The organism is Sphingomonas sp., from assembly GCF_042095875.1.
GTDB lineage: Bacteria > Pseudomonadota > Alphaproteobacteria > Sphingomonadales > Sphingomonadaceae > Sphingomonas.
The window spans coordinates 94,379-116,480 of record NZ_JBELMJ010000002.1; the positions used below are offsets into that span (position 1 = coordinate 94,379).

Sequence of the window (22,102 nt, forward strand, 5' to 3'; positions counted from 1 at the left end):
AGCAATTGCCGATGCGGCACTTCACCGGCGTGGAGCGCGCCGCGGTGCTGATGATGCTGGTGGGCGAGGAGGAAGCCGCCGCGATCCTGCAGAAGCTGGAGCCGGAAGAGGTCCGCCGACTGGGCAGCGCGATGTTCGCGGTCGCGGACGTGAGCGAGGAGGACGTCGAGCTGGTGCTCGACGATTTCGTCGGCCGCGCGCGCGAGCGCAACGGGATCGCGTTCGATCCGCGCCCGCACGTCGCGGCGGTGATGAACCGCGCGCTGGGTCCGGAGAAGGCCGAGAGCGTGCTGGCGCGCATCACGCCGGCGGAGGCCGCGTGCGAGATCGAGCTGCTCGACTGGCTGGACGCGCCCGAGATCGCACAGATGCTGGAAAAGGAGCATCCGCAGATCGCCGCGGTGCTGATCGCCAACCTCGATCCCGCGGTCGGCAGCCAGGTGCTCGAACTGCTCCCCGACGCGGCACAGCCCGACATCCTGCACCGCATCGCGAAGCTGGGGCCGATCACGCCCGAGGCGGTCGAGACGCTGCGCCAGATGATCGCCAACCGGTCGGCGAAGAGCGCGGGGCGCGGACCGAGCCAGGGGCTGCAACTGGGCGGCACGCGCGAGGCGGCGAAGCTGCTGCAGGGCGCGCGCAAGGCGACCGAGCAGCGCGTCATGCCGAAGCTGTTCAAGCTCGACCGCGACGTCGCCAAGCAGATCGAGGAAGCGATGTTCGTCTTCGACAATCTGCTGGAGATGGACGACAAGAACCTCGGCACGCTGATCCGCAACGTCGACGGCGACACGCTGACGCGCGCGCTGAAGGGCGTGGACGAGGCGGCGCGGGCGCGGCTGCTCGGCTGCATGTCGGCGCGCGCCGCCGACGGCATCCGCGACGAGATGGAAGCGCGCGGGCCGATGAAGCTCTCCGAGGTGCTCGACGCGCAGAAGGCAATGATCCAGGTCGCGCGCAATCTCGCCAAGGACGGCACGATCCAGATGGGCGCGGGCGACGACGATTATGTCTGAGGCGAGTTTCTCCGCGGGAGCAGCAGAAACGGGTGGGTTCGTGGTCGGTTTCCCGGCGCGCCGCGATGCCGCGGCCAGCGCGCTCGCCGACACGCACGCGACGCGGCCGTCGGGCTTCACGCCCGCGGAACTGATCGCGCGGATCGAGGAAGCGTTCGGCGGCGGGCCGAAGCATTTCTCGCCCGCCGCGCCGGACACTGACCCGACCGCGGGCTGGGACCCGATGGACGCGGACGCGGAGCCGACGCCGTTCATCGATCCGGTCGAGACCGCGCGCGAGGCGGGTTACGCCGAGGGCGTCGCGGCGGCGCGCGCCGAGATGGCGGCGACCGCGGCACGCGACGGTGCGATGCTGACCGGGCTCGCCGCCGCACTGGCGCAGGCGAGCGGATTCGACCGCGACCTGCTCGCCGGGCGGCTGCGCGCGACCGTGATGACGCTGGTCAGCCGCGTGATCGGCGAGGCGGGCGTTTCCGCCGACCTGCTCGCGCGGCGGGTCGAGGCGGCGACCGACCTGCTGGCGGACGCGAGCGAATCGGCGATGCTGCGCGTCCATCCGGGCGACGTGGCGCTGCTCGACGGGCATTTGCCCGCGACCGTGTTCGCGGTCGGCGACGAGAGCGTGACGCGCGGCAGCTTCGTGCTGGAGGCCGCGTCGACGATCGTCGAGGACGGGCCCGAGATGTGGCTCGACCAGCTCACCGCCGCGATCGACCGGGTGGCATTGCCCACATGTTGAACGTCTTCTCGGGCGATTACCTCGACACGATCGCCAACGCCGACTTCGCGCCGCGCGCGCGCGTGTCGGGTCGGCTGTCATCCTATGATGGGTTGCTGATGGAAGCGGTCGGCCTGTCGCTGCCGGTCGGCACCGTGTGCCGCGTCGGCGACCACGTCGAGGCGGAGGTGATCGGGTTTCGCGGCGGTCGCACGCTGATGATGAACCTGGGTGGACCCGCGCCGCTCCTCCCGCAGGCGCCGGTGCGCCCGAGCGGGCCGGCAGGCGAGGCGGAGGTGGGTGCCGCGATGCTCGGCCGCGTGGTCGACGGCGCGGGCAAGCCGATCGACGGGCTTGGCCCGATCCGCGGTGCCGGGCGCTGGCCGCTGGCGGGCAAGCTGCAATCACCGCTCGACCGCGGGCGCGTGCTGGAACCGCTCGACGTCGGCGTGCGCGCGATCAACGGGCTGCTGACGATCGGTCAGGGGCAGCGCGTCGGCATCATGGCGGGATCGGGCGTCGGCAAGTCGGTGCTGCTCGGCATGATGGTGCGCGCGGCGCAGGCCGACGTGATCGTCATCGGGCTCATCGGCGAGCGCAGCCGCGAGGTCGCCGATTTCCTGGAGACCAAGGTGGCGGGCGAGGCGCGCGCGCGATCGGTCGTGGTCGCGGTGCCGGCCAACCACTCGCCGGTGCTGCGCATCCGCGGCGCGCTGCGCGCCACCGCCATCGCCGAGGCGTTCCGCGCCGAGGGCAAGAACGTGCTGCTGATCATCGATTCGCTCACCCGCGTCGCGCACGCCGGGCGTGAGATCGGGCTGGCGCTGGGCGAGCCGGCGTCGGCGCGCGGCTACCCGCCGTCCGCGATCGCGATGCTGCCCAACCTGATCGAGCGCGCGGGGTCGGACGTCCACACCGGCGGCGCGATCACCGCGATCTACACCGTGCTGGCCGACGGCGACGACGGCAACGATCCCGTGGTCGACTCGGCGCGCTCGATCCTCGACGGGCACATCGTGCTGACGCGCGCGCTGGCGGAAGCCGGCGTCTACCCCGCGATCGACGTGTCCAAGTCGGTCAGCCGCGTGATGACCGACATCTCCGAGCGCCCGCACCTGGCGGCAGCGCGCGCGCTCAGGCGACACCTGGCGACCTATGAGCAGAACCGCGACCTCGTGCTGATGGGCGCGTACCGGGCGGGGAGCGACCCCGCGATCGACGCCGCGATTGCCTATCATCCCGCGGTGATGGAGTTCGTGCGGCAGGATACCGATCAGTCGGTCAGCCTCGCTGACGCGGTGACCGAGCTCACCGGCGTGTTCGGCGACGCCTGAACGTGGCGCTCGACTCGAAACGCCTCGCACGCGTCCACCGCGTCCGCACGCTCCAACTCGGGTTGGCGCAGGCCGACGAGGCGCGCGCGCGCGAGCAGGTGGCGAGCGAGCAGGCGCTGGCCGGACGTATCGCGCAGCTCGCCGCCGCCGTCGCGCCGAGCCAGGCGCAGGCGGGTGCGACGACGCTCGCCGCCGCCGCGCATTACCGCGAGCGGTTGCAGCGATCGTCGGAAGCCGCGACCAACCGTGTGCGCACCGCCGAGCAGGCGGCCGAGCGCACCGTCGCGGCGACGCAGGCCGCCAAGCGAGACCAGAGCGCGATCGAGAAGCTGATCAAGCGCGGGCAGCAGGCGCTGGTCGAGGCGGAGCTGCGCGCGTTGCAGGACCTGCCCGGCACCCCGCGGAAGAACCGGCACGATCCTTGCTGATCCACTCTCCGGTGCCCCTTGCCGGTGAGTTTCCGTTTGCCCATGACCGCGATCTCCAGCCTGTTGTCGTCCACCGCCGCGCTGCCGCCGCCCGTGAGCGCGGGCGCTGCGACGCCAACGCTCGCCTCCTTCCTCGACCTGCTCGCGCCCGTCATGCTCGACCTGGTGCCGGGGGAGCGGCAAAGCGACGCCGGGTCCGGCAAGTCGCTGCCGCTCCAGGACGACGCACTGGGTAGCGACGCGGACGCGCTGGCCTGGCTCGGCGTGACGGCTTCGCCAGTGGTGGCGATGGTCGCGCCGACCGAGGGTCCGGCGCCGGGCGCGGATGGCAGCGGTGTGCCGGCGTTGAGGTTGGTCGTGCCGACAGTGGGCACGGCGAGTGTCGGCACGATGCGGCCGTCGCCTGTTGCGCCGCTCATGGCTCCGCTTGCTGCGCCGCTGCCGGGAAGCGACGGAGTGGCGTCGATGGCGTCGGGCACGCGCATATTGCCCGCGTCCGCCGCGAACGCGGTCGAAGATCTGCCCTCGATGGTCGGGTTCATGGTCTCGCGTGCGCCGCTCGCATCACCGATCGGTACGTCGGCAGGCGGGGTCCATGCGTTGACGCCATCACTGCCGGCAAGCGATGGTGTCGCCTCCGTCGTGTCGGGCACGCGCACGTCGCCAGCAGCCCACTCGGCCGAGTTGCGCGCCTCCTTGACCTCGCCGGTGGCGTTCGCCGTGCAGCACGCGCCCGTATCGGTGACGCTCGGCGCGTCAGATGACGTCGCCGTGCCCGAGCAGCGCTTCAGTCGCTACGCCATTCCGGCGCCGGGTGCGCCGACCAGCATGTTCGTCAACGGCGATCGCGCGGGTGCGACGTTCGGCGTCACGGGAGCGACGAGTTGGACTGCCACCCAGCCATTCTCGCGTGAGCCGCTTGCTGCACCGATCGGCACGTCGGCAGCTCAGAGAGACGCAATAACGACACGGCTGCCGGGGAGCGACGAAGACGCGTCGCTGGCATCGGGTACGCGCGCATCGCCCGCATTAGCGTCGGGCGGAGTGGACGTCTCCCTGCCCTCGGCTTCTGAGTTCGCCGTGCCGCACGCACCTGCGTCGGTCGGGCGCGGCGTGCCGGATAATGCCGCGAGTTCCGAGCAGATCGTGGGTCTTGCCGACCTCCCGACGTCGGGTGCGCCCGCTGCCATGTTCGCGCAGGACGAACGCGCGGGTGCGCCGCTCGGCAATACGGGACCGGCAGTTCGGACCGGCGCCCAACCGTTCTTGCCTGAGCCGCTCGCCACTCCGATCGTCGCGTCGGCGATCGGGGTAGAGGCGGCGGCGACACCGGTGCCCGCCAGATGGGTTCGATCGAATGGGGGCAGTGTGTCGCTCGTCGCTGGCGCGCCTGCGCCGAGCATCGCGTCCGTGGCGCCTACGTCTCGGGCACCGATTGGGCAGCAGCGGTTCACCCAGATGATCGGCGAGCCAGCACGGGTCCGCATCGATCTGCCGAATATGTCTCTCGCGGTGCCGCTACCCGCCGTAGCCGAGCCGGCGGTTGCGGCGTCCTTGCCCGCAATACCGACCAGTGAGGCCATCACGTTCGCGTCAGCGCAGATGAGCGTCACCGGATCGCGCGCACCGTTCGCGGGTGCTGCGATTGTCTCGGACGCGGGCGCAGGGGCACTTAGCGGAGCGCCGGTGTCGGTGGGCGCGCGGTCGACCGCCTCGGCTCCCATCGTGCTGCCCGGCGGGGGGGCCGCTCCTGGCGTTCCGCTCGCAGGCGTTGGTACGACCGGCACGCCGGTCGGAGCGCCGGTGCCCGGTGCGGCGGCGCCGGCGGCGCGCGTGTTCGCCGAGGCGATCCACCACGCGCTCGGCGAACAGGTCTCGCGCCAGCCGAGCGACCTTGTCGCGACGCTCGCGCCCATAGCACCCGCGCTCCACGGTGTTCCGACGACCGGCACGGCGCAGGGCGCTCCGCTCGACCTGCGGCACGAACACTGGCCCGCGGCGATGATCGAGCGGATCGTCTCCCTGCGCGACATGGCGGCGGAGAACGACACCCGCCTGCGACTGTCGCCCGACATGCTGGGCACGATCGACGTGTCGCTGCGCCGCGACGGCGATCAGGTGCAGGTCCAGATCAGCGCCGAGCAGGCGCAGACGCGGCAGCTGCTCGCCGAGGCGCAGCCGCGCCTGGCCGAGCTGGCCGACGCGCGCGGGGTGAAGCTGCACCTGACCGGCGGACACGCGGGCGGTCAGGCGGGCGGCGGCGACCGCCCCGGTGGCGACGCGCCGCGCCACCATCCATCCACGCCCGTATCGACGAGCCGCCAGACGGCCTCGCACGACGACGCGGGCTCGACCGATCAACGCATTGCTTAACGGGGATAATCGAACATGAGCGACAAGGAAGCGGCGCCCGCTCCGAAGAAGAAGGGCAAGCTGGTCAAGATAGTGGGATTGGTGCTGGGGCTGGGCGTGCTGGTCGGCGGCGGCGTCGGCGCGGGTCTGTACGCCGCGAACAGCGGGATGGTCGGCGGCGGCCATGCCGAGGCCAAGGAGGACCCGAACAAGCCGCACCTGGTGCCCAAGTCCGAGCAGAAGCGCGCGGGCGAAGGTGGCGAGGGCGGCGGCCACGGCGGCGGCGGCGAGGAAGCGGCGTCCGAGAGCCACGGCGGCCTGCCCACGCCGGAGAGCATGGCCGGAGACAAGTTCGCGTCCAATTACTACCCGATGGAGAAGGAGTTCACCTCCAACCTCCAGGATTCGACGCATTTCGTCCAGGTCGGGGTCGCGATCTCGACGCCGTACGACGACAAGGTAATCGAGCACCTGAAGACCAACGACATCGCGATCCGATCGGCGGTGCTGATGACGCTGGGCGACACCACCGAGGAGCAGGTGTTCACCAGCCAGGGCAAGCAGCAACTGGCCCGCAAGCTGGTCGCCGCGATCAACGGCGTGCTCGAACAAAAGGAAGGATTCGGCGGGGTCAGTAACGTCTACTTTACCAATTTCGTTGTTCAGTGAACGGGCATGGTTAACAGGCCCGCAACCCCCGAATCGACGCCGGCGCGCAAGTCCGCCGCGCCACGTCCCGCGTCCGAGCGACGCGAGCGCACGCGCGGCCACGTCGGCGCGGACGCGGGGCTGCTGGGGCAGAGTAAGCTGCATCCCTTCGGCGACCTCCACACGCTGCAGCACCTGTCGGCACGGCTCGCGCGCAATCTGCGCCCCGTGTTCGAGGGCTATATGCGCCGCGAGGCACGCTGCTGGGCCGAGCCGCTCGAGGTCGTCCGCTTCTCCGACTATCGCGCCGAGCGCGGCGACGCGCTGACCGCGTGGTTGCCGATGGGGATGGACGGGCGCGCGATGCTGTGCGCGGTCGACGGCGCGTTCGTCGTCGGGCTGCTCGACATCTTCTTCGGCGGCACCGGCACTGGCACCGGTCCGGTCGCCGCGACCGACCTGTCGCCCGCCGCCGAGGCGCTGGTGACGCGGCTGGGCGCGGGCGTCGCCGACCAGCTGGAGCTGACGTGGGAACCGGTGGCGCGCGCCGCCTTCTCGGTCGGGATCTGCGAATCCAACGCCGCGCACCTTCAGGGTATTGAAACGGACGAGGTCATGGTCGTCACGCGCTTCGGCGTGGCGAGCGAGGGCGCCAAGCCGGTGTTCGTCGACCTGCTCTACCCGGTCGGCACGCTCAAGCCCTTCACGCAGGTGCTGACCGGCAAGGTCGTCGCCAAGGCGGTCGAGGTCGACGCCGGGTGGCAGATGGCACTGACCCGCGCCGCGATGACGGTGCGGATGCCCGTTCGCTCCGTGCTCGCCGAGCCGGTGCTGCCGCTGCACCGGTTGATGGACCTGAAACCCGGCGACGTGATCCCGATCGCGTTCAACAACGACGTGCCGATCGTGATCGGCGACACCTGCGTCGGCACCGGCACTGTCGGCACCTCCAACGGTCGCGCCGCGATCCGCATCTCCACGCTCAAAGGACCTATCGTATGAACGACATGACCGCCGATTTCGCGGTCGACTCCGCTGTGGCCGCGAACCTGCGGCTGTTGCAGGACGTCGACGTCAAGCTGACGGTCGAGATTGGATCGACGACGCTGGCGCTGCGCGAACTGCTGGCGCTGGGCGAAGGCAGCGTGATCGAGCTCGACCGCCAGGCGGGCGAATTGCTCGACGTGTTCGTCAACGGCACGCTGATCGGCCGCGGCGAGGTGGTGACGGTGGGCGAGCGCTTCGGCGTCAAGCTGCTCGAGCTCGTCTCGCCCGAGAAGCGCGGCTGAGGCGCAAGTCCGATGATGTGGACCTACGTGCTCAAGCTGATCGTGCTCTTGCCGCTGGTGTGCGGGCTGATGATCGGTTCGCTGTACCTGTGGCGCAAGCTGGAGACGCGGATGCCGGGCGCGGCCGCGACGCGGGGGATCGCGGTGCGCGAGACGATGATGATCTCGCCCGGCGTCAAGCTGGCGGTGGTCGAGTTCGAGGGGCGTCGCCTGCTCGTCTCGGTCGCGCGCACCGGCGTGACGCTGGTCGACAAGGGTGGCGCGGTGTCGGCGTCGGACGAGCTCGTGCCCGCCGCTGCCGCTCCGACGCCGTCGTTCCGCGACGCGCTCGCCAGCCTCACCAAGGGATCGCGCGCGTGAGCATCACCGTGACCCGTACCGGGCGCGGCCCCGCGCTGATCGTACCGGTCGCGGCGCGTCCGCAGAACAATCATAGCTGGACCCGCGTCGTGCTGGCGCTCGCCGCGATTCTCATCATGCTGTGCATCGCGGTCCCCGCCTTCGCGCAGGTCGCGCCGCCCGCCGGCGCACCCGCCGCGCCTGCACCGGGCGTCGGCGACGCGATCGACCGTGCGCTCGGCCAGCTCTCGCGCGGGGACGCGAGCGCGACGCCGGGCGGCGGCTCGCTATCGCTGTCGCTCCAGGTCCTCATCATCATGGGGCTGCTCACGGTGCTGCCCGGCATCGTGCTGATGATGACCAGTTTCACGCGGATCATCATCGTGCTGTCGATCCTGCGCCAGGCGATGGGGTTGCAGCAAACGCCGCCCAACCAGGTGCTGATCGGCCTGTCGCTGTTCCTCAGCTTCTTCGTGATGGCGCCGGTAGTGAACCAGATCAACGTGAACGCGATCCAGCCCTATGCCGCCGGCCGGTTGAACGGCACGCAGCTGATCTCCACCGCGGGCGCGCCGCTGCACGATTTCATGACCAAGCAGACGCGGGTCAAGGACGTGACGATGTTCGCCGAGATGGCGAAGTCGGGACCGTACGCGTCGCCGCGCGACATCCCCTATTCGGTGCTGCTGCCCGCGTTCGTGACCAGCGAACTCAAGACCGCGTTCCAGATCGGCTTCCTCGTGTTCCTGCCCTTCATCGTCATCGACCTGGTGGTGGCCACCGTCCTGATGGCGCTGGGCATGATGATGCTGTCGCCGACGATCATCTCGCTGCCGTTCAAGCTGCTGTTGTTCGTGTTGGTCGACGGCTGGGCGCTGACGATGGGCAGCCTCGCCAACTCGTTCGCGACCTGACGCACCCGCCCTACCCGACCGACCTCTCGCGGATTTGAACTCATGCAGCCCCTCGCCGACGCCGATTACTTCCTGACGGTCGCCAACCAGACGATGTGGGTGCTGGCACTCGCCGCCGCGCCGATCCTGATCCCGGCGCTGCTGTCGGGCCTGATCCTCGGCATGGTGCAGGCAGCGACCTCGATCCAGGAACAGACGCTGTCGTTCGTGCCCAAGCTGATCGTGGTCGCGGTGTCGATCATGATCTTCGGCGCGATGATCCTGGGGCTGCTGAGCGATTTCACGGTCGAGATCTTCGCGCGCATCCCGGATTTGGTGCGGTGAGGCGCAGCCTGCGAGAGCGCGCACGCTGCGCGCCACGCAGGCAAGCCCGGCCGGCGCGCGCCCTGCGCCCGTTCGACGACGCGGCTTCGCCGCGGCGCTTGCCACGAGATCCCGCCACGCCGCGGCAAAGCCGCGTCGTCAGTCCTCGGCAGGGCCGAGGCTGGCCGCGCTTGCGCGCGTGGGCCGCGACACGCAGCCTCTCGCGAGCTGCGCGGTGTTAGGCTTCGGTCTCGCCATCGAGCCGCAGCTCTGGGCGCTGCTGTTCGTGATGGTTCGCGTCGGCGCGGCGCTGATCGCGGCGCCGGTGTTCGGCAACGTGTCCGTGCCGCTGCCGGTGCGCGTCGCTTTGTCGGGCGCGATCGCGGTGCTGGTGCTCGGCACCAACACGATCCAGGCGCCGGCCGAAATCTTCACGCTCACCACCATCCTGTCGGTCGTGGCGGAGGCTTTGGTCGGGCTGGCGCTCGGCTTCGTGCTCCAGATCGCGTTCGCCGCGCCGCTGGTGGCCGGCGAGATCATCGGCGGCGCGATGGGGATCGGATTCGCCAACATGATCGACCCCAATTCGGGGCGGTCGAGCCCCGCGATCGGCCAGTTCCTGTCGATCATGCTGACGCTGCTGTTCCTGTCGCTCGACGGGCACCTCGTGCTGGTCGACATGATCGTGCGCAGCTACCAGGCGCTGCCGCCGGGCGCGGCGTGGCTGGACGGCGCGCAGTTCCGCGACATCGCGCTGTTCGGCGGTTACGCGTTCCTCGCGGGGCTCCTGCTCGCGCTACCGGTCGGGTTCCTGCTCTTGTGCCTCAACCTCGTCATGGGGATGCTGTCGCGCTCCGCGCCCGCGCTCAACCTGTTCGCGATTGGCCTGCCCGCCAGCCTCGCGGTCGGCGTCGTCTCGATCGCGATCGCTTTCCCGGCGATGGGCGATTACCTGCAGGTCATCGTGCGTGAAGCGCTCGCCGCCGCGCAGAGCCTGGTGCTCGCCTGATGTCGGAGGGTGGCGACAAGACAGAAGCCCCAACCCAGAAACGCCGCAAGGACGCGCGCGAGAAGGGCGACATCCTCAAGTCCAAGGACCTCGCGACCGCTTTGGTCGTGCTGGCGGGCGTGGCGTGGATGATCTTCTTCGGGCCGCAACTAATCGCGGCGTGCAAGGCGGTGATGGCGGCGAGCTTCACGTTCGATCGCGGCGACGTGGAGGATTTCCAGCCGTGGCGGCCGCTGGTGCAGGCGGGATGGAAGCTCGCGCCCGCGCTGGCTACCCTGTTCGCGATCACGATGGCGGCGGCGGTGGTCAGCCAGGCGGCGCTCGGCAGCCTGTCGTTCAACGCCTCGGTGCTCGCACCCAAGGGCGGGCGGCTCAACCCTGCGTCGGGGCTGAAGCGCATCTTCGGGACCAACGGCTGGACCGAGCTGGGCAAGTCGCTGCTCAAGGTGATCCTGCTCGGCGCGATCGGCGCCTACATGCTGTGGGGGGTGGCGCAGTCGAGCTTCGGGCTCGCTTACTCGAACATTAACCAAGCGATCTCGTCGCTAGGGTCAACGCTGACCGGCGTACTGCTGGTGATGGCGATGGGGCTGGTCGGAATCGCGATGCTCGACGTGCCGCTGCAGATCATCCAGCTGCTCGGCAAGCTGCGCATGACCAAGCAGGAGGTCAAGGACGAGCACAAGGAGAGCGAGGGTAACGCGGAGATGAAGGGGCATCAGCGCGCGCAGGCGCGCGCGATGCTGTCGGGCGGGGTGCGCAAGGCGGTGGGCGAGGCGCACGTCGTGCTGACCAACCCGACGCATTTCGCGGTCGCGCTGCGCTACGATCGCGGGCGCGACCAGGTGCCGGTGGTGGTCGCCAAGGGCCGGGGTGCTACCGCGCTGGCGATCCGCGAGCTGGCGGGGGAGCGGGGCTTGCAGGTGCTCGAATATCCCGCCCTCGCCCGCGCGGTCTATTACACCAGCCGCGAGGGGCAGGAGGTGCGCGACGATTTGTACCTCGCGATCGCGACGGTGCTCGCGTTCGTGTTCGGCGTCAACGCGGCGGCGGGCGGCACGCAGCCGCCGGTCGAGGTGCCGGCGGGCGCGCGCTTCGACGAGAACGGCATCCAGCAGGGGTGAAAAGCTGGCAGCAGGCGTAAAGGTTCGGACCAGCCGGTCGTTTAACGGATCACAGCCATGACCACGACCAGCGCCACCAGCGGCACGACGCCGACGCCCATGCCGACCAAGTCGACCGCGAGCGTCACCACCTCCGCGACCAACTCGCTGCTGACCTCGCTCGGCACCGGATCGGGGGTGGACACCTCCAGCCTGGTCACCTCGCTGGTCGACGCGCAGTTCGCGGCGAAGAAGAACGCGCTGTCGAGCAAGCTCGACACGATCTCGTCTCAGATTTCCGCGGTCGCGACGCTCAAGAGCAACATCACCGATTTCACCAAGGCGCTGGAGAATCTGGTCAAGAGCGGGACGCTCGCCTCGCAGCCGGTGGTGTCGAACACGGGCGTGCTGTCTGCGACCGCGCTGACCGGCGGCAAGCTGTCGGGGCTGAACAGCACGATCAGGGTGACGCAGCTCGCCACCGCGCAGACCGCGGTGAGCGCGAAGGTGGCGACGCCCAAGGCGACGACGTTCGGTTCGGGCACGCTGACGCTGAAGATCGGGACGGTCACGACCGGCACGGACGGCAAGCCGGTGCTCAAGGGCAGCGACGCCGACGGGGACGGCGCAGAGGACACGATCGCGATCGCGATCGACGGGACCAACAACACGCTGTCGGGCATTGCCGCGGCGATCAACGCGAAGAAGTCGGGCGTCACCGCCTCGATCGTGACCGACGCCGACGGCGGTGCGTATCTGTCGCTCAAAGGTGCGACCGGCGCGGCGCAGGCGTTCTCGCTGTCCGCGGACTCGGCCGACCTCGCGCCGTTCGCGGTCGATCCGCTGTCGTCCGGTTCGGCGATGAAGGTGTCGAGCCAGTCGCAGAACGCCAAGCTGACGATGGATGGCGTCGACGTCGAGCGCGCGTTCAACGAGGTCAGCGACCTGATCGCGGGCGCGAAGCTCAACCTGACCGCGGTCGGGACGACGACGCTGACCTCGAGCCGGCCGACGACCGCGATCACCAACGCGGTGAGCGACTTCGTCGACACCTACAACGGCATCGTCGCGACCATCAAGGAACAGACCGACCCGATCACCGGCGTGCTGCGCGCCGACCCGGCGGCGAAGAACCTGCTGCGCGCGCTCCAGGGCCTGACGAGCAGGGTGTTGAACGGCCAGGCGAGCGCGGGCGTACCCAATACGCTGGCCGCGATCGGCATCCGCACGACGCGGCAGGGCATGCTGGAGGTCGACGACAAGGCGCTGACCGCGGCGATGACGACCAACGCCGACGCGGTGGAGGCGATGTTCTCCTACGGCACGTCCGACGGCATCTACTCGGCGATGCAGTCGCTGCAGCTGAACGCGACCAGCTCAATCTACGGCCTCGGCGCGTCGACGAGCAATTACCTGAAGACGCGCAGCGACACGACCGAGAAGCAGGACAAGTTGACCGATCAGGCGGCGTCGATGACCGCGCGGCTGACGCAGCAATTCTCGAGCATGAACGCCAAGGTGTCGGCGTACAAGTCGACGCAGTCGTTCATGCAGCAGCAGATCGACCAATGGTCGAAGTCGAACTGAGATGGCCTATGCTTCGGCCCTGCTGCGCGATCCGGCGCGCACGTATCGCGAGATCGACCTCGCCGGCCGCACCGCGGTGGCGGACGGCCCGGCGCTGGTGCAGTTGCTCTACGAGGAACTGATCGCGGCGCTGCGCACCTCGGCCTGGGCGGCGGAGAACGGGCGCTACGCGGTCAAGAGCGAGCGCGTGACGCGCGCCACCGCGATCCTGTTCGCGCTGGAAGCCAACCTCGATTTCGAGCGCGGCGGCGAAGTGTCGACCGTGCTCGCGCGGCTGTACGCCGGCGCGCGCCGCCGCGTAGTGGAGGCGAGCATCGGCCACTCGGGCGCGCCGTTCCGCCATGTCGCCGACGAGTTGGATGAGATCGCGCAGGCGTGGAAGCAGGCGCGCGCGGCCTGAGAGCCGCATCGTCGTCACGCCCGCGGAACAACCCCGCTCTGTCGCGCACTTGATTGCGCGAGCGATGAGTGGACAAGCGTTGAACAGCGAACAACGGTGCTTACCCGATGGCGGGACGGACGCGTTCGCGGGACGACCCACGCTGCGCCGGATAGCGCACCATGGCGCGGCGATGCGGGCGGTCACGCGCTGGGTCGTGCTGCTCGCGCGCACCGTGCGCGGCGCGGTGCACGACGATTTCGGCATCGCGGCGAGCTCGATCGCGTTCGCGGCCTTTCTCGCGATCGTGCCGCTGATCGGCCTCGTCGCCGCTGCTTACGGATTGCTCGTGCCGGACGCGACCGTTGCCGCCAATCTCGCCCAGCTGACCACGATCCTGCCCGGCGACGCGCAACGGATCGTGGTGCGCAGCCTGCACCTCGCGCCCGCGCTCGACCGTCGCGGCATCGTCACCCTGGTTGCGTCGCTGGGCGTCGCCTTGTTCAGCGCGCGGCGCGCGGGACGGTCGATGCTGCATGGCATCAACCTCGCCTACGGCATCGAGCGCGAGCGGCGCGGGATCAGGCGGCACGTCGTGTCCACGCTGCTGGTGCTCGGTTGCGCCGCGCTGGTGCTGACCGCGCTCATCTCGCTGTCGGTGCTCGCCATCCTGCAGAGCTACGTGCCCGACGGGTTGCCGGGTGCGCGGCTCGCCTCGACCGCGATCCTGTTCGGGTCGTTGACGCTGGGCGCGGGCGGCGGGTTGATCCTGATCTATCGCTACGCGGTCGCGGGCGAGCCGGTGCCGTGGAAACAGGCGCTGCCCGGCACGATCGCGGGCGTCGCGATGTGGCTGTCCGCGACGCTGCTGTTCCGCGGCTACGTGTCGCATCTCGCGCGTTTCGACAACACCTACGGATCGCTGTCGGCGGTGGTCGTGCTGATGCTGTGGTTGACGGTGTCGGCCTGGGCGCTGCTGCTGGGTGCCCGCTTGAACGCGGAAGCGATGAACCAGCCGGAAGGAGGCAAGCAGGCATGAGCGCGGACACGACCGACACGGCCACGCAGAACCGGTACCGCAACCGGCTGCTCAGCATCATCACCGCGATCCTGCTGATCGCGGCGCTGCGCGGGGCATTCGCGGTGGTGATGCCGGTCGCGTTCGCGGCAATCATCGTCGCGGCGCTGTGGCCGCTCAAGCACTGGCTGGCGCGGTTCGTCCCTTCGTGGCTCGCCTACACGCTGACAATGCTGGCGCTGGTCGGCATCCTGGGCGCGTTCGCGGCGGCGGTGTACCTGTCGATCGGGCAGGTGTTCGACGCGCTGTCGTCGCAGTGGACCACGCTGGAGCGCGCCTATGTACGACTGGCGCGCGCGGCGAGCGAGCACGCCGTACCGCTGGGCGGGACCATCGACCGGCAGCGCATCACGGGCGTGCTGCAGATGCTGGCGAGCGGCGTGTACGCGTTCGTCACCTACGTGGGGTTCATCGGCATCGTGGTGGTGCTGGGCCTGCCCGAGGTGCCGCGGCTGCGGCGCAAGCTGTACGAGATGTTCGAGGGCGGCGCGCGGCGCGACATGCTGGAGGTCGGCGAGGACATCTCGCACCAGATCCGGCGCTACCTGGGTACCACGCTGGCGACCAGCATCCTGACCGGCGTCGCGTCCGCCGCATGGTCGTGGATCACCGGGCTGGAGCTGGCGCTGGTTTGGGGAATCCTGAACTTCCTGCTGAACTTCGTGCCGGTGATCGGCAACATCGTCGGCATCGTGCCACCGGTGATCTTCGCGTTCATCCAGTTCGGCGGATGGCAGATGCCGCTGCTGGTGTTCGCCGGGTTCGCGGTCCTGCAACTGACGATCAGCAACTTCGTCTACCCGATCATGCAGGGCAAGCAGCTGTCGCTCTCCCCGCTGGCGATCATCGTCGCGATGACGTTCTGGAGCTGGGTATGGGGGATCGCCGGCGCACTGATCGCGGTGCCGCTGACCGCCGGCATCGCGATCGTGTGCAGCCAGTTCGAGCGCAGCCGCTGGATCGCGCGGCTGTTGTCGTCGTGAACGCCGCGGGGTGCGCTACATGCCCGTGCCGCGCCCGATCCAGCGGTGGCGCACGAAGAACAAGGTCGTGCCCGCGGCGATGACGACGCACAACGCGACGATCGCGTCGAACGCCCAGGGCTCGTGCGCCAGCCACAGCCCGTCGACGTTCATGCCGTACAATCCGGTCAGGAAGGTGAGCGGCAGGAACACCATGGCCGCGATCGCGATCACCAGGCTGCGCGAATCGAGCTGTTCCGCGCGGAGGTCGGTCAGCGCCTCGTGCACCACGCCCGCGCGCTCGCGGATCGCCTCCACCTCCTCCGCCATGCGCGCGGCGCGGTCGGCCGCCGCCGACAGATGCGCGCGGTCGTCGTCGCCGAGCCAGTCGCCCGGCAACGTCGCGAGGCGTTCTAGCGCGATGCGCTGCGGATTGAGGAAGCGCCGGTAGTTGATCGCCTCCGACCGCACGCGCGTGACGCCGCGGCGCAGCTCGAAGATGCGCTTGGTATCGAGCTCTTGCTCGCAATCGTCCAACCAGTCGCCCAGGTCGGCGACGACGGGGTCGAGGTCCTCGGTGATCTCGGTCGCGAAGGCGGTCAGCAGGTCGCCGGGGTCGCGGATCGCGCCCGACTTCACCTCGGCCACCACGGCGTCGAGCGCGACGAGCTTCTTGCGCGTGACCGACACGACGCGGCCCTTCGCGGCCCAGATGCGGATCGAGGCGAGCATGTCTGACGATTCGATCTGCTCGTCGGTGCGGCCGCGCAGGTTGAGGAAGGCCCCCTCGCCTTTGTCGCCGCCCATTTTCTCGCAGCGCGGGCGCGTCTCGGCGGCGGTCAGCGCGTCGACCGTGAACGCCTCCAACTTCGCGCGGTCGCGCAGCCACGCCTGCGCGTGCTCGGCAGTGGTGGCGAGGTGGACCCAGACGAACGGCGCGCCGCAGCCAAGCGCGTGGTCGATCTCGACCGGCTCGGCGCGGCCGTCGGCGATGCGGTAGGCGAAGCCGCTCACGCGCCCTGCCCCGCGAAGGCCACGTCGACGGTGAGCCCTTCGGCGCTGGTTGCAGGCGCGGCGTCGGTCGCCGCGCGCACCGCGTCGGCGCGCGCGCGGTCGAGCACGGCATGGGGCACGTCTGCGCGGTGGGTGACGCGGTCGGCCTGCGCGAGCCAGCGTGCCTCGCGCAGCGTGAGGTCGTCGGGATCGGTCGAGCGCAGGCGGACGTGCGCGACGCGCGGCGCGGCGCCGGCGGCGATCCGTGCCGCCACATCGACGTTGCCGTGATCGTCGAGCGGGTCGAGCGCGCCGCCCGAGGCGAGCGCCGCGCCGATCGCGCGGCGGCGCTCGGGCGTTTCGGGAAAGCGCGCGCGCAGCGCGTCGCGCGCGGCGTGGAGCGCCTCGGCGAGGCGGCCGAGGTCGGCGGGCAGGATCGCCTCTAGCCGCTGACGCACCGCCGCCGCGAGCCCGGCGGAGACGCCGCCGGTGCCGATCGCGACCAGCAGCGGCGCGCGATCGACGATCGCAGGCAGCGTGAAGTCGCACAATTCGGGCCGGTCGACGACGTTGACGAGCAGGCCCCGCGCCTTGAGCCGATGCGCCGCGGCCTCGTCGTCGGCGACCACCGCCAGCCGCGCCTCGCCCACCCGCTGCTCGCCGACGATCGTCGCGCCGGCGCGCTCGAGCAGGCGGCGCTTGGCGTCGGCGGCCTCACCCTCCCCCACCAGCACCACCGCGCGGCCCGAGAGCCGCACGAAGATCGGCAGCGCGGGCCAGTCGCTCACCGTGTCGTCCCCTCACCTACAACCATTCGGGCACGCGCTCGGCGGCCAGGATCGTCTCGGCGGCGATGCGGTCGGCGACCACGGCGTAGCGGTCGCCGTCGACCAGCACCTCGGGCACCAAGGCGCGGCTGTTGTACGTCGAGGCCATCGTCGCGCCGTAGGCGCCCGCGCTGTGGAACACGGCGAGGTCACCGCTCGCGACCGCGTCGATCTCGCGTGCCATCGCGAAGGTATCGCCGGTCTCGCACACCGGACCCGCGATGTTGCCGGTCATCCGCTCGCCGCTGGGCCGAACGGCGGCGAAATCGTGCCACGCGTCGTAGAGCGCGGGGCGCGCGAGGTCGTTCATCGCCGCGTCGACGATGACGTAGGGGTTCACGACGCCCGGCTTGACCCAGATCACGCGGGTCAGCAGCACGCCCGCGTTGGCGGCGATGACGCGGCCGGGCTCGAACATCAGCTCCACGCCCCAGCCGCGCGTCACGCGCTCGACCATCGCGCCGTAGTCGGCGGGGGGCGCCGGGCGATCGTCGGCCTTGTAGGCGACGCCCAGCCCGCCGCCGAGGTCGACGCGCGTGACACGGTGACCGGCGGCGCGCAGTTCGTCGACCAGCGCCTTCACGCGCGTGTACGCCGCCTCGAGTGGGGCGAGGTCGAACAGCTGGCTGCCGATGTGGATCGCGACGCCTTGCAGGTCGAGGCCCGGCAGCGCGGACAGCCGCGCGAACATCGCGGCGGCCTGATCCACGGCCACGCCGAACTTGTTCTCCTTGCGCCCGGTCGAGATTTTGGCGTGGGTGCCGGCATCGACGTCGGGGTTGACGCGCAGCACCGCGCGCGCGGTCATGCCCCGCTCGGCGGCTAGCGCCGCGAGCACGACGCCCTCCTCCTCCAGCTCGATGTTGAACTGCCCGATCCCGGCGTCGAGGCCGCGCAGCAGCTCGGCCGGGGTCTTGCCGACGCCCGAGAAGACGATGTCAGCGGCGGGCATGCCGGCGGCGAGCGCGCGCGCCATCTCGCCGCCCGAGACGACGTCGGCGCCGTAGCTCTCGGCGGCGAGCAGGCGCAGCACCGCGATATTGGGGTTGGCCTTGATCGCGTAGGCGAGGTGCTTGTCGCTTACGCCCGACAGCGCGTCGCGGAAGGTGCGGGCGTGGTCGCGAAAGGCGGCGGCGGAGTAGACGTAGACGGGAGTGCCGACCTCGTCCGCGATGCGCGACAAGGGCACGCCCTCGCACCACAAGGCGCCGTCGTGATGATGGAAATGGGTCATTGCGGGGGGAGGTCAAACTCGTCGGGCTTGCGGGGCTTGGACTGGGTGAGCAGCTCGTTGCTGCGCGTCGGGCGCGCCTGCACCGAGGGGGTGAGCAACTCCGCGGGCGTGGGCGTCGCGGTTGCGCCGCGCGGCGCGACGGGCAGCGATGCACCCGGCGCGGGTTTGAGGTCCTGCGTCGAGCCACAGGCGGCGAGCGGCAGCGCGGCGGCGATCAGCAGCGTGGTTCTCATGCCGTCTCTCCCCTCGCCGCACGGATTGCGGCGCGGACGTTATCGGGCGCGGTGCCGCCGAAGCTCGTTCGGCTGGCGACCGAGGCGTCGACCGACAGCACGTCGAACACGCGCGCGTCGATCCGCGCGTCGATCGCCTGGAGGTCGGCGAGCGGCACGCGGTCGAGCGTGACGCCCAGCGTTTCCGCACGCGCCACCGCGCGTCCGGTGATGTGGTGCGCCTCGCGGAACGGCACGTCGGCCTCGCGCACCAGCCAGTCGGCCAGATCGGTGGCGGTGGCGAAGCCGCTCTCGGCGAGGGCGCGCATCCGGTCGGTGCGGAAGGTGACGCTCTCGACCATGCCGGTCATCGCGGCGAGGCACAGGCCGAGCAGGTCGTGCGCCTCGAACACCGGCGGCTTGTCGTCCTGCATGTCCTTGGAATAAGCGAGCGGCAGGCCCTTCATCGTCACGGTCAGGCTGACGAGGCAGCCAGTGATCCGCCCGGCGTGGCCGCGCACCAGCTCGGCGGCGTCGGGGTTGCGCTTCTGCGGCATGATCGAGCTGCCGGTCGACCATTGGTCGGACAGGCTGATGAATCCGAACGGCTGCGACGCCCACAGCACGAACTCCTCGGCGAGCCGCGACAGGTGCAGCGCGCACTGCGTCGCCGCCATCAGGTAATCGAGCGCGAAATCGCGGTCACTGACCGAATCGAGCGAGTTGCGCGTCGGCGCGTCGAAGCCGAGCGCGGCGGCGGTCGCGTGGCGATCGACCGGGAAGCCGGTGCCGGCGAGCGCGGCGGAGCCGAGCGGGCACAGATTGGCGCGCGCGCGGTTGTCGGTGAAGCGGCTCAGGTCGCGCGCAATCATCTCGTGATAGGCCATCAGGTGATGGCCGAGCGTGACCGGCTGCGCCGATTGCAGGTGGGTGAAGCCGGGCATCACGCTGCCGGCATGTTCCTCCGCGCGCGCTAGCAGCGCGGCGTCGAGCGCGCGGAGCGCGGCGAGCACCTGATCGGTCGCGTCGCGGACCCACAGCTTGAAATCGGTCGCGACCTGGTCGTTGCGGCTGCGCGCGGTGTGGAGGCGTCCGGCGGCGGGTCCGATCGCGTCGGCGAGCCGCGCCTCGGTCGCCATGTGGATGTCCTCGAGTGCCAGGTCGACCGGCACGCCGTCCTGCTCGTAGTCGCGCGCGACCTGCTCCAGCCCGTCGCCGATCGCGGCGGCATCAGCGGCGGAGACGATGCCCTGCGCGCCCAGCATCGCGACGTGCGCGCGGCTGCCGGCGATATCCTGCCGCCACATCCGCTTGTCGAAGGGGATGGAGGCATTTATCTCGCGCATCACGGCCGCCGGTCCTTCGGCGAACCGCCCGCCCCACATCTGGTTGGAAGCTTCTATGTCAACGCGCTCGGCGATCGTACTTCTCCTCGGGATCGCATCGACGATCGGCGGTTGCGATAAGCCCGCATCGGACAACGGGCAAGCGGCGTCGAGAGGGCAAGCCGCGTCGGCGGATAACGTGGCCGTGCCGGCGCCGACGTCGGACGAGGCGCCCGCGTCGCAGGCGCCCGCCCCCGCGGCGGGCATGGTCGATCGCAGCCACAAGGGCGAGGCAGCCCCCACCGCCACCTTCGCCAACGCGGCGGGCAAGCCGCTGACCGTCAAGGCGTTCGCGGGCAAGCCGACGCTGGTGAACCTGTGGGCGACGTGGTGCGCGCCGTGCGTCAAGGAGATGCCCGCGCTCGACGCCGCGGCGAAGGAAGCGTCGGGGCGCGTCCGCTTCGTCGCGATCAGCCAGGACATGGACCCGAAGAAGGCGCGCGCCTTCTTCGCCGAGCGCCGGCTGTCGACGCTTCAACCGATGTACGATCCGCAGCTCGGGTTCAGCCTGGCGCTGAACGCCAACCTGCCGACGACGATCCTGTACGACAAGCGCGGGCGCGAGGTGTGGCGCGTGACGGGCGAGCGCGACTGGACCAGCGCTGAGTCGCGCGCGCTGCTGAGCGAGGTCTGAGGCCAGCGGCCGATCAGCGGCGCTCGTCGCGCTGGTCGGTCCGGTCGTAGCCGCGCTCGTCGACCGGTTCGCGCGCCCGGTCGCGGTCGCGCAGCGAGGCGCCGGCGCGCTGCAACGCCGCGCCGACGTCGCCGACCGCGCGGTCGCCGTGGCGGCGGATCTGGTCGGCGAGGTCGTCGGCCGCGCGGCTGGTCTGGTTCGCCGCCTCGTCCACCGCGCTCTCGCCGACGCGGTCGGCCTGCCCGCGGATCGCGTCGCCGAGATTGTCGAGGCTGCTCGACACGTTCGCCGCGGCGGCGTCCATGTCCTCCGCCATCGCGTTGCCGACGCGGTCGGCCTGGCGATCCGCCTGACGGTCGATCTGTTCCTGGCAGCCGGCGAGCGCGACGGCGGCGACCGCGGCGAGGATGGCGGGTTTGAGCATGACGCGATCACTCCTTCGTGCCCCGCTCAATCCACGAACTGACGAATGGGTTTCGCGCGGTCGGGGGCGTGGCCGGCAGCGGTGCCGCCAGCCGATCCCCTGTCAAACGTCACTAAAAGGCGAACGCTCGCTCAGACGAGCGGTGTTCCCGTGACGCGCAGCGGAACGCGCCCGAGATCGCGCGCGGACCGTGCCGGGTCGGCTAGCGTGATCCGCTTGCCGGTCCAGGTCAGATCCTCCGCCTTGCGCGCAGCCTGCAGCATGCGGTTGACGTGAACGGGGGTCAGCCCGAGCGCGTCCGACATGGTTTCCTGCGTCAGCGGCACGTCGAAGCCACGATCGCTCACGAGCCCGGCGAGGCCCAGCCGCTCGTAGAGTTCGAGCAGCAGGTCCATGATCCGCTCCTGCGCGTTCATCCGGCCGAGGCGCGTCACCTGCGCGAGCAGATACGCCTCGTCGTGCGCGCGGCTCACCGCGTAGGCGAGGTCGAGCGCGGGCGAGACGCCGCGCGGCGGCGCGGCGCACACGCGCACGTGGGTCAGCGCGACGATCGTCGAGGTCGACACCGGATCGGGCAGGTCGCTGACGCCGATCACGTCGCCGGGCAGGATCAGGCTGACGATCTGGCGCCGGCCGTCGACCAGCACCCGGACCCGCGCCGCCCACCCTTCGAGGAGGATCAGCGGCGTTTCCACGGCGTAGCCGTCGGTGAGCAGTTCCTGGCGCGGGCGCAGCGCGTGAGCCTCGGCTTCCGCCGCACCGAGCAGGCGCTCCGCCTCGTCGTCGAGCGTCACCAGCCTCGACAAGCGCGAGACGATCGCCGATTGTTCGTCGATCCGGGCGCGGGCATTGATCATTCTTTGTCTCCCCGCCCGCGGTGCGCGGCTACGGTCGCGAGTGTCTCTGCGGGTGCGCGAGAACTGGTCAAGCGCAA

The 22,102-nt window shown here is 70.5% G+C and carries 25 protein-coding genes; 18 read left to right on the forward strand and 7 right to left on the reverse strand.

What is annotated here, in order from left to right; translation table 11 throughout:
* Positions 1 to 11 precede the first annotated feature (11 nt).
* The 17 genes from fliG to ACFDS6_RS01560 all read left to right on the forward strand — a co-directional run bounded on the left by fliG (position 12) and on the right by ACFDS6_RS01560 (position 15,480).
* On the forward strand, positions 12 to 1,016 hold the full coding sequence (gene fliG, locus ACFDS6_RS01480; protein WP_375270386.1) for a flagellar motor switch protein FliG: 1,005 nt from the start codon (positions 12 to 14) through the stop codon (positions 1,014 to 1,016).
* Positions 1,009 to 1,755: a flagellar biosynthesis protein FliH gene (locus tag ACFDS6_RS01485; RefSeq protein ID WP_375270337.1), complete on the forward strand. Its 747-nt coding sequence runs from the start codon at positions 1,009 to 1,011 to the stop codon at positions 1,753 to 1,755. Before fliG ends, ACFDS6_RS01485 begins: the two co-directional genes overlap by 8 nt.
* Positions 1,749 to 3,068 (forward strand): FliI/YscN family ATPase, encoded by a 1,320-nt coding sequence (locus tag ACFDS6_RS01490; RefSeq protein WP_375270338.1) that lies wholly within the window; start codon positions 1,749 to 1,751, stop codon positions 3,066 to 3,068. Before ACFDS6_RS01485 ends, ACFDS6_RS01490 begins: the two co-directional genes overlap by 7 nt.
* Positions 3,069 to 3,070: 2 nt before the next feature.
* Positions 3,071 to 3,496: a hypothetical protein gene (locus tag ACFDS6_RS01495; RefSeq protein WP_375270339.1), complete on the forward strand. Its 426-nt coding sequence runs from the start codon at positions 3,071 to 3,073 to the stop codon at positions 3,494 to 3,496.
* Positions 3,497 to 3,538: 42 nt separating this feature from the next.
* A complete protein-coding gene (locus tag ACFDS6_RS01500; RefSeq protein ID WP_375270340.1) occupies positions 3,539 to 5,869 on the forward strand; it encodes a flagellar hook-length control protein FliK in 2,331 nt (776 codons plus the stop codon).
* Positions 5,870 to 5,884: 15 nt separating this feature from the next.
* Positions 5,885 to 6,517, forward strand: a complete 633-nt coding sequence (locus tag ACFDS6_RS01505; protein WP_375270341.1) for a flagellar basal body-associated FliL family protein — start codon at positions 5,885 to 5,887, stop codon at positions 6,515 to 6,517.
* Between the two features lie 6 nt (positions 6,518 to 6,523).
* Positions 6,524 to 7,498, forward strand: a complete 975-nt coding sequence (locus tag ACFDS6_RS01510; protein WP_375270342.1) for a FliM/FliN family flagellar motor switch protein — start codon at positions 6,524 to 6,526, stop codon at positions 7,496 to 7,498.
* Positions 7,495 to 7,785 (forward strand): flagellar motor switch protein FliN, encoded by a 291-nt coding sequence (gene fliN / locus ACFDS6_RS01515; RefSeq protein WP_375270343.1) that lies wholly within the window; start codon positions 7,495 to 7,497, stop codon positions 7,783 to 7,785. The genes ACFDS6_RS01510 and fliN overlap by 4 nt, the downstream gene beginning before the upstream one ends.
* A 12-nt stretch (positions 7,786 to 7,797) precedes the next feature.
* A complete protein-coding gene (locus ACFDS6_RS01520) occupies positions 7,798 to 8,145 on the forward strand; it encodes a FliO/MopB family protein (protein WP_375270344.1) in 348 nt (115 codons plus the stop codon).
* A complete protein-coding gene (gene fliP, locus ACFDS6_RS01525; protein ID WP_375270345.1) occupies positions 8,142 to 9,038 on the forward strand; it encodes a flagellar type III secretion system pore protein FliP in 897 nt (298 codons plus the stop codon). Before ACFDS6_RS01520 ends, fliP begins: the two co-directional genes overlap by 4 nt.
* Positions 9,039 to 9,080: 42 nt before the next feature.
* Complete coding sequence (gene fliQ, locus ACFDS6_RS01530; protein ID WP_375270346.1) at positions 9,081 to 9,362, forward strand: flagellar biosynthesis protein FliQ; 282 nt, start codon at positions 9,081 to 9,083, stop codon at positions 9,360 to 9,362.
* A gap of 214 nt (positions 9,363 to 9,576) precedes the next feature.
* On the forward strand, positions 9,577 to 10,350 hold the full coding sequence (gene fliR / locus ACFDS6_RS01535) for a flagellar biosynthetic protein FliR (protein ID WP_375270347.1): 774 nt from the start codon (positions 9,577 to 9,579) through the stop codon (positions 10,348 to 10,350).
* Entirely contained in the window at positions 10,350 to 11,474 is a 1,125-nt protein-coding gene (locus ACFDS6_RS01540) for a flagellar biosynthesis protein FlhB (RefSeq protein WP_375270348.1), read from the forward strand. Before fliR ends, ACFDS6_RS01540 begins: the two co-directional genes overlap by 1 nt.
* A gap of 57 nt (positions 11,475 to 11,531) precedes the next feature.
* Positions 11,532 to 13,040, forward strand: coding sequence for a flagellar filament capping protein FliD (gene fliD, locus ACFDS6_RS01545; RefSeq protein WP_375270349.1), 1,509 nt, complete (start codon positions 11,532 to 11,534; stop codon positions 13,038 to 13,040).
* Position 13,041: 1 nt separating this feature from the next.
* Complete coding sequence (locus ACFDS6_RS01550) at positions 13,042 to 13,440, forward strand: flagellar protein FliS (protein WP_174193855.1); 399 nt, start codon at positions 13,042 to 13,044, stop codon at positions 13,438 to 13,440.
* A 172-nt stretch (positions 13,441 to 13,612) separates the two neighbouring features.
* Positions 13,613 to 14,458, forward strand: a complete 846-nt coding sequence (locus tag ACFDS6_RS01555) for a YihY/virulence factor BrkB family protein (protein ID WP_375270350.1) — start codon at positions 13,613 to 13,615, stop codon at positions 14,456 to 14,458.
* Positions 14,455 to 15,480 carry an AI-2E family transporter gene (locus tag ACFDS6_RS01560; RefSeq protein ID WP_375270351.1) on the forward strand — a complete coding sequence of 342 codons (1,026 nt, stop codon included), beginning with the start codon at positions 14,455 to 14,457 and terminating at the stop codon, positions 15,478 to 15,480. Before ACFDS6_RS01555 ends, ACFDS6_RS01560 begins: the two co-directional genes overlap by 4 nt.
* Before the next feature lie 15 nt (positions 15,481 to 15,495).
* Here the strand turns inward: ACFDS6_RS01560 and ACFDS6_RS01565 are convergent, their stop codons facing one another.
* Genes ACFDS6_RS01565 through argH form a run of 5 tightly spaced genes read right to left on the reverse strand, consistent with a single transcriptional unit; the run spans position 15,496 to position 20,110 of the window.
* The gene (locus ACFDS6_RS01565) at positions 15,496 to 16,473 is read right to left on the reverse strand and encodes a CorA family divalent cation transporter (RefSeq protein WP_375270352.1); all 978 of its coding nucleotides are present in this window, start codon (positions 16,471 to 16,473) and stop codon (positions 15,496 to 15,498) included.
* A complete protein-coding gene (locus ACFDS6_RS01570) occupies positions 16,470 to 17,240 on the reverse strand; it encodes a bifunctional precorrin-2 dehydrogenase/sirohydrochlorin ferrochelatase (RefSeq protein WP_375270353.1) in 771 nt (256 codons plus the stop codon). Before ACFDS6_RS01570 ends, ACFDS6_RS01565 begins: the two co-directional genes overlap by 4 nt.
* A gap of 16 nt (positions 17,241 to 17,256) precedes the next feature.
* Positions 17,257 to 18,513, reverse strand: coding sequence for a diaminopimelate decarboxylase (gene lysA, locus ACFDS6_RS01575; RefSeq protein WP_375270354.1), 1,257 nt, complete (start codon positions 18,511 to 18,513; stop codon positions 17,257 to 17,259).
* Positions 18,510 to 18,746 (reverse strand): hypothetical protein, encoded by a 237-nt coding sequence (locus tag ACFDS6_RS01580; protein WP_375270355.1) that lies wholly within the window; start codon positions 18,744 to 18,746, stop codon positions 18,510 to 18,512. Before ACFDS6_RS01580 ends, lysA begins: the two co-directional genes overlap by 4 nt.
* The gene (gene argH, locus ACFDS6_RS01585; protein WP_375270356.1) at positions 18,743 to 20,110 is read right to left on the reverse strand and encodes an argininosuccinate lyase; all 1,368 of its coding nucleotides are present in this window, start codon (positions 20,108 to 20,110) and stop codon (positions 18,743 to 18,745) included. The genes ACFDS6_RS01580 and argH overlap by 4 nt, the downstream gene beginning before the upstream one ends.
* A gap of 139 nt (positions 20,111 to 20,249) precedes the next feature.
* On the opposite strand from argH, the gene ACFDS6_RS01590 reads away from it, so the two are divergent.
* Positions 20,250 to 20,744: a TlpA family protein disulfide reductase gene (locus ACFDS6_RS01590; RefSeq protein WP_375270357.1), complete on the forward strand. Its 495-nt coding sequence runs from the start codon at positions 20,250 to 20,252 to the stop codon at positions 20,742 to 20,744.
* A gap of 13 nt (positions 20,745 to 20,757) precedes the next feature.
* Here the strand turns inward: ACFDS6_RS01590 and ACFDS6_RS01595 are convergent, their stop codons facing one another.
* The gene (locus ACFDS6_RS01595; protein ID WP_375270358.1) at positions 20,758 to 21,168 is read right to left on the reverse strand and encodes a hypothetical protein; all 411 of its coding nucleotides are present in this window, start codon (positions 21,166 to 21,168) and stop codon (positions 20,758 to 20,760) included.
* Between the two features lie 131 nt (positions 21,169 to 21,299).
* Positions 21,300 to 22,025, reverse strand: coding sequence for a Crp/Fnr family transcriptional regulator (locus tag ACFDS6_RS01600; protein WP_375270359.1), 726 nt, complete (start codon positions 22,023 to 22,025; stop codon positions 21,300 to 21,302).
* Between the last annotated feature and the right edge of the window lie 77 nt (positions 22,026 to 22,102).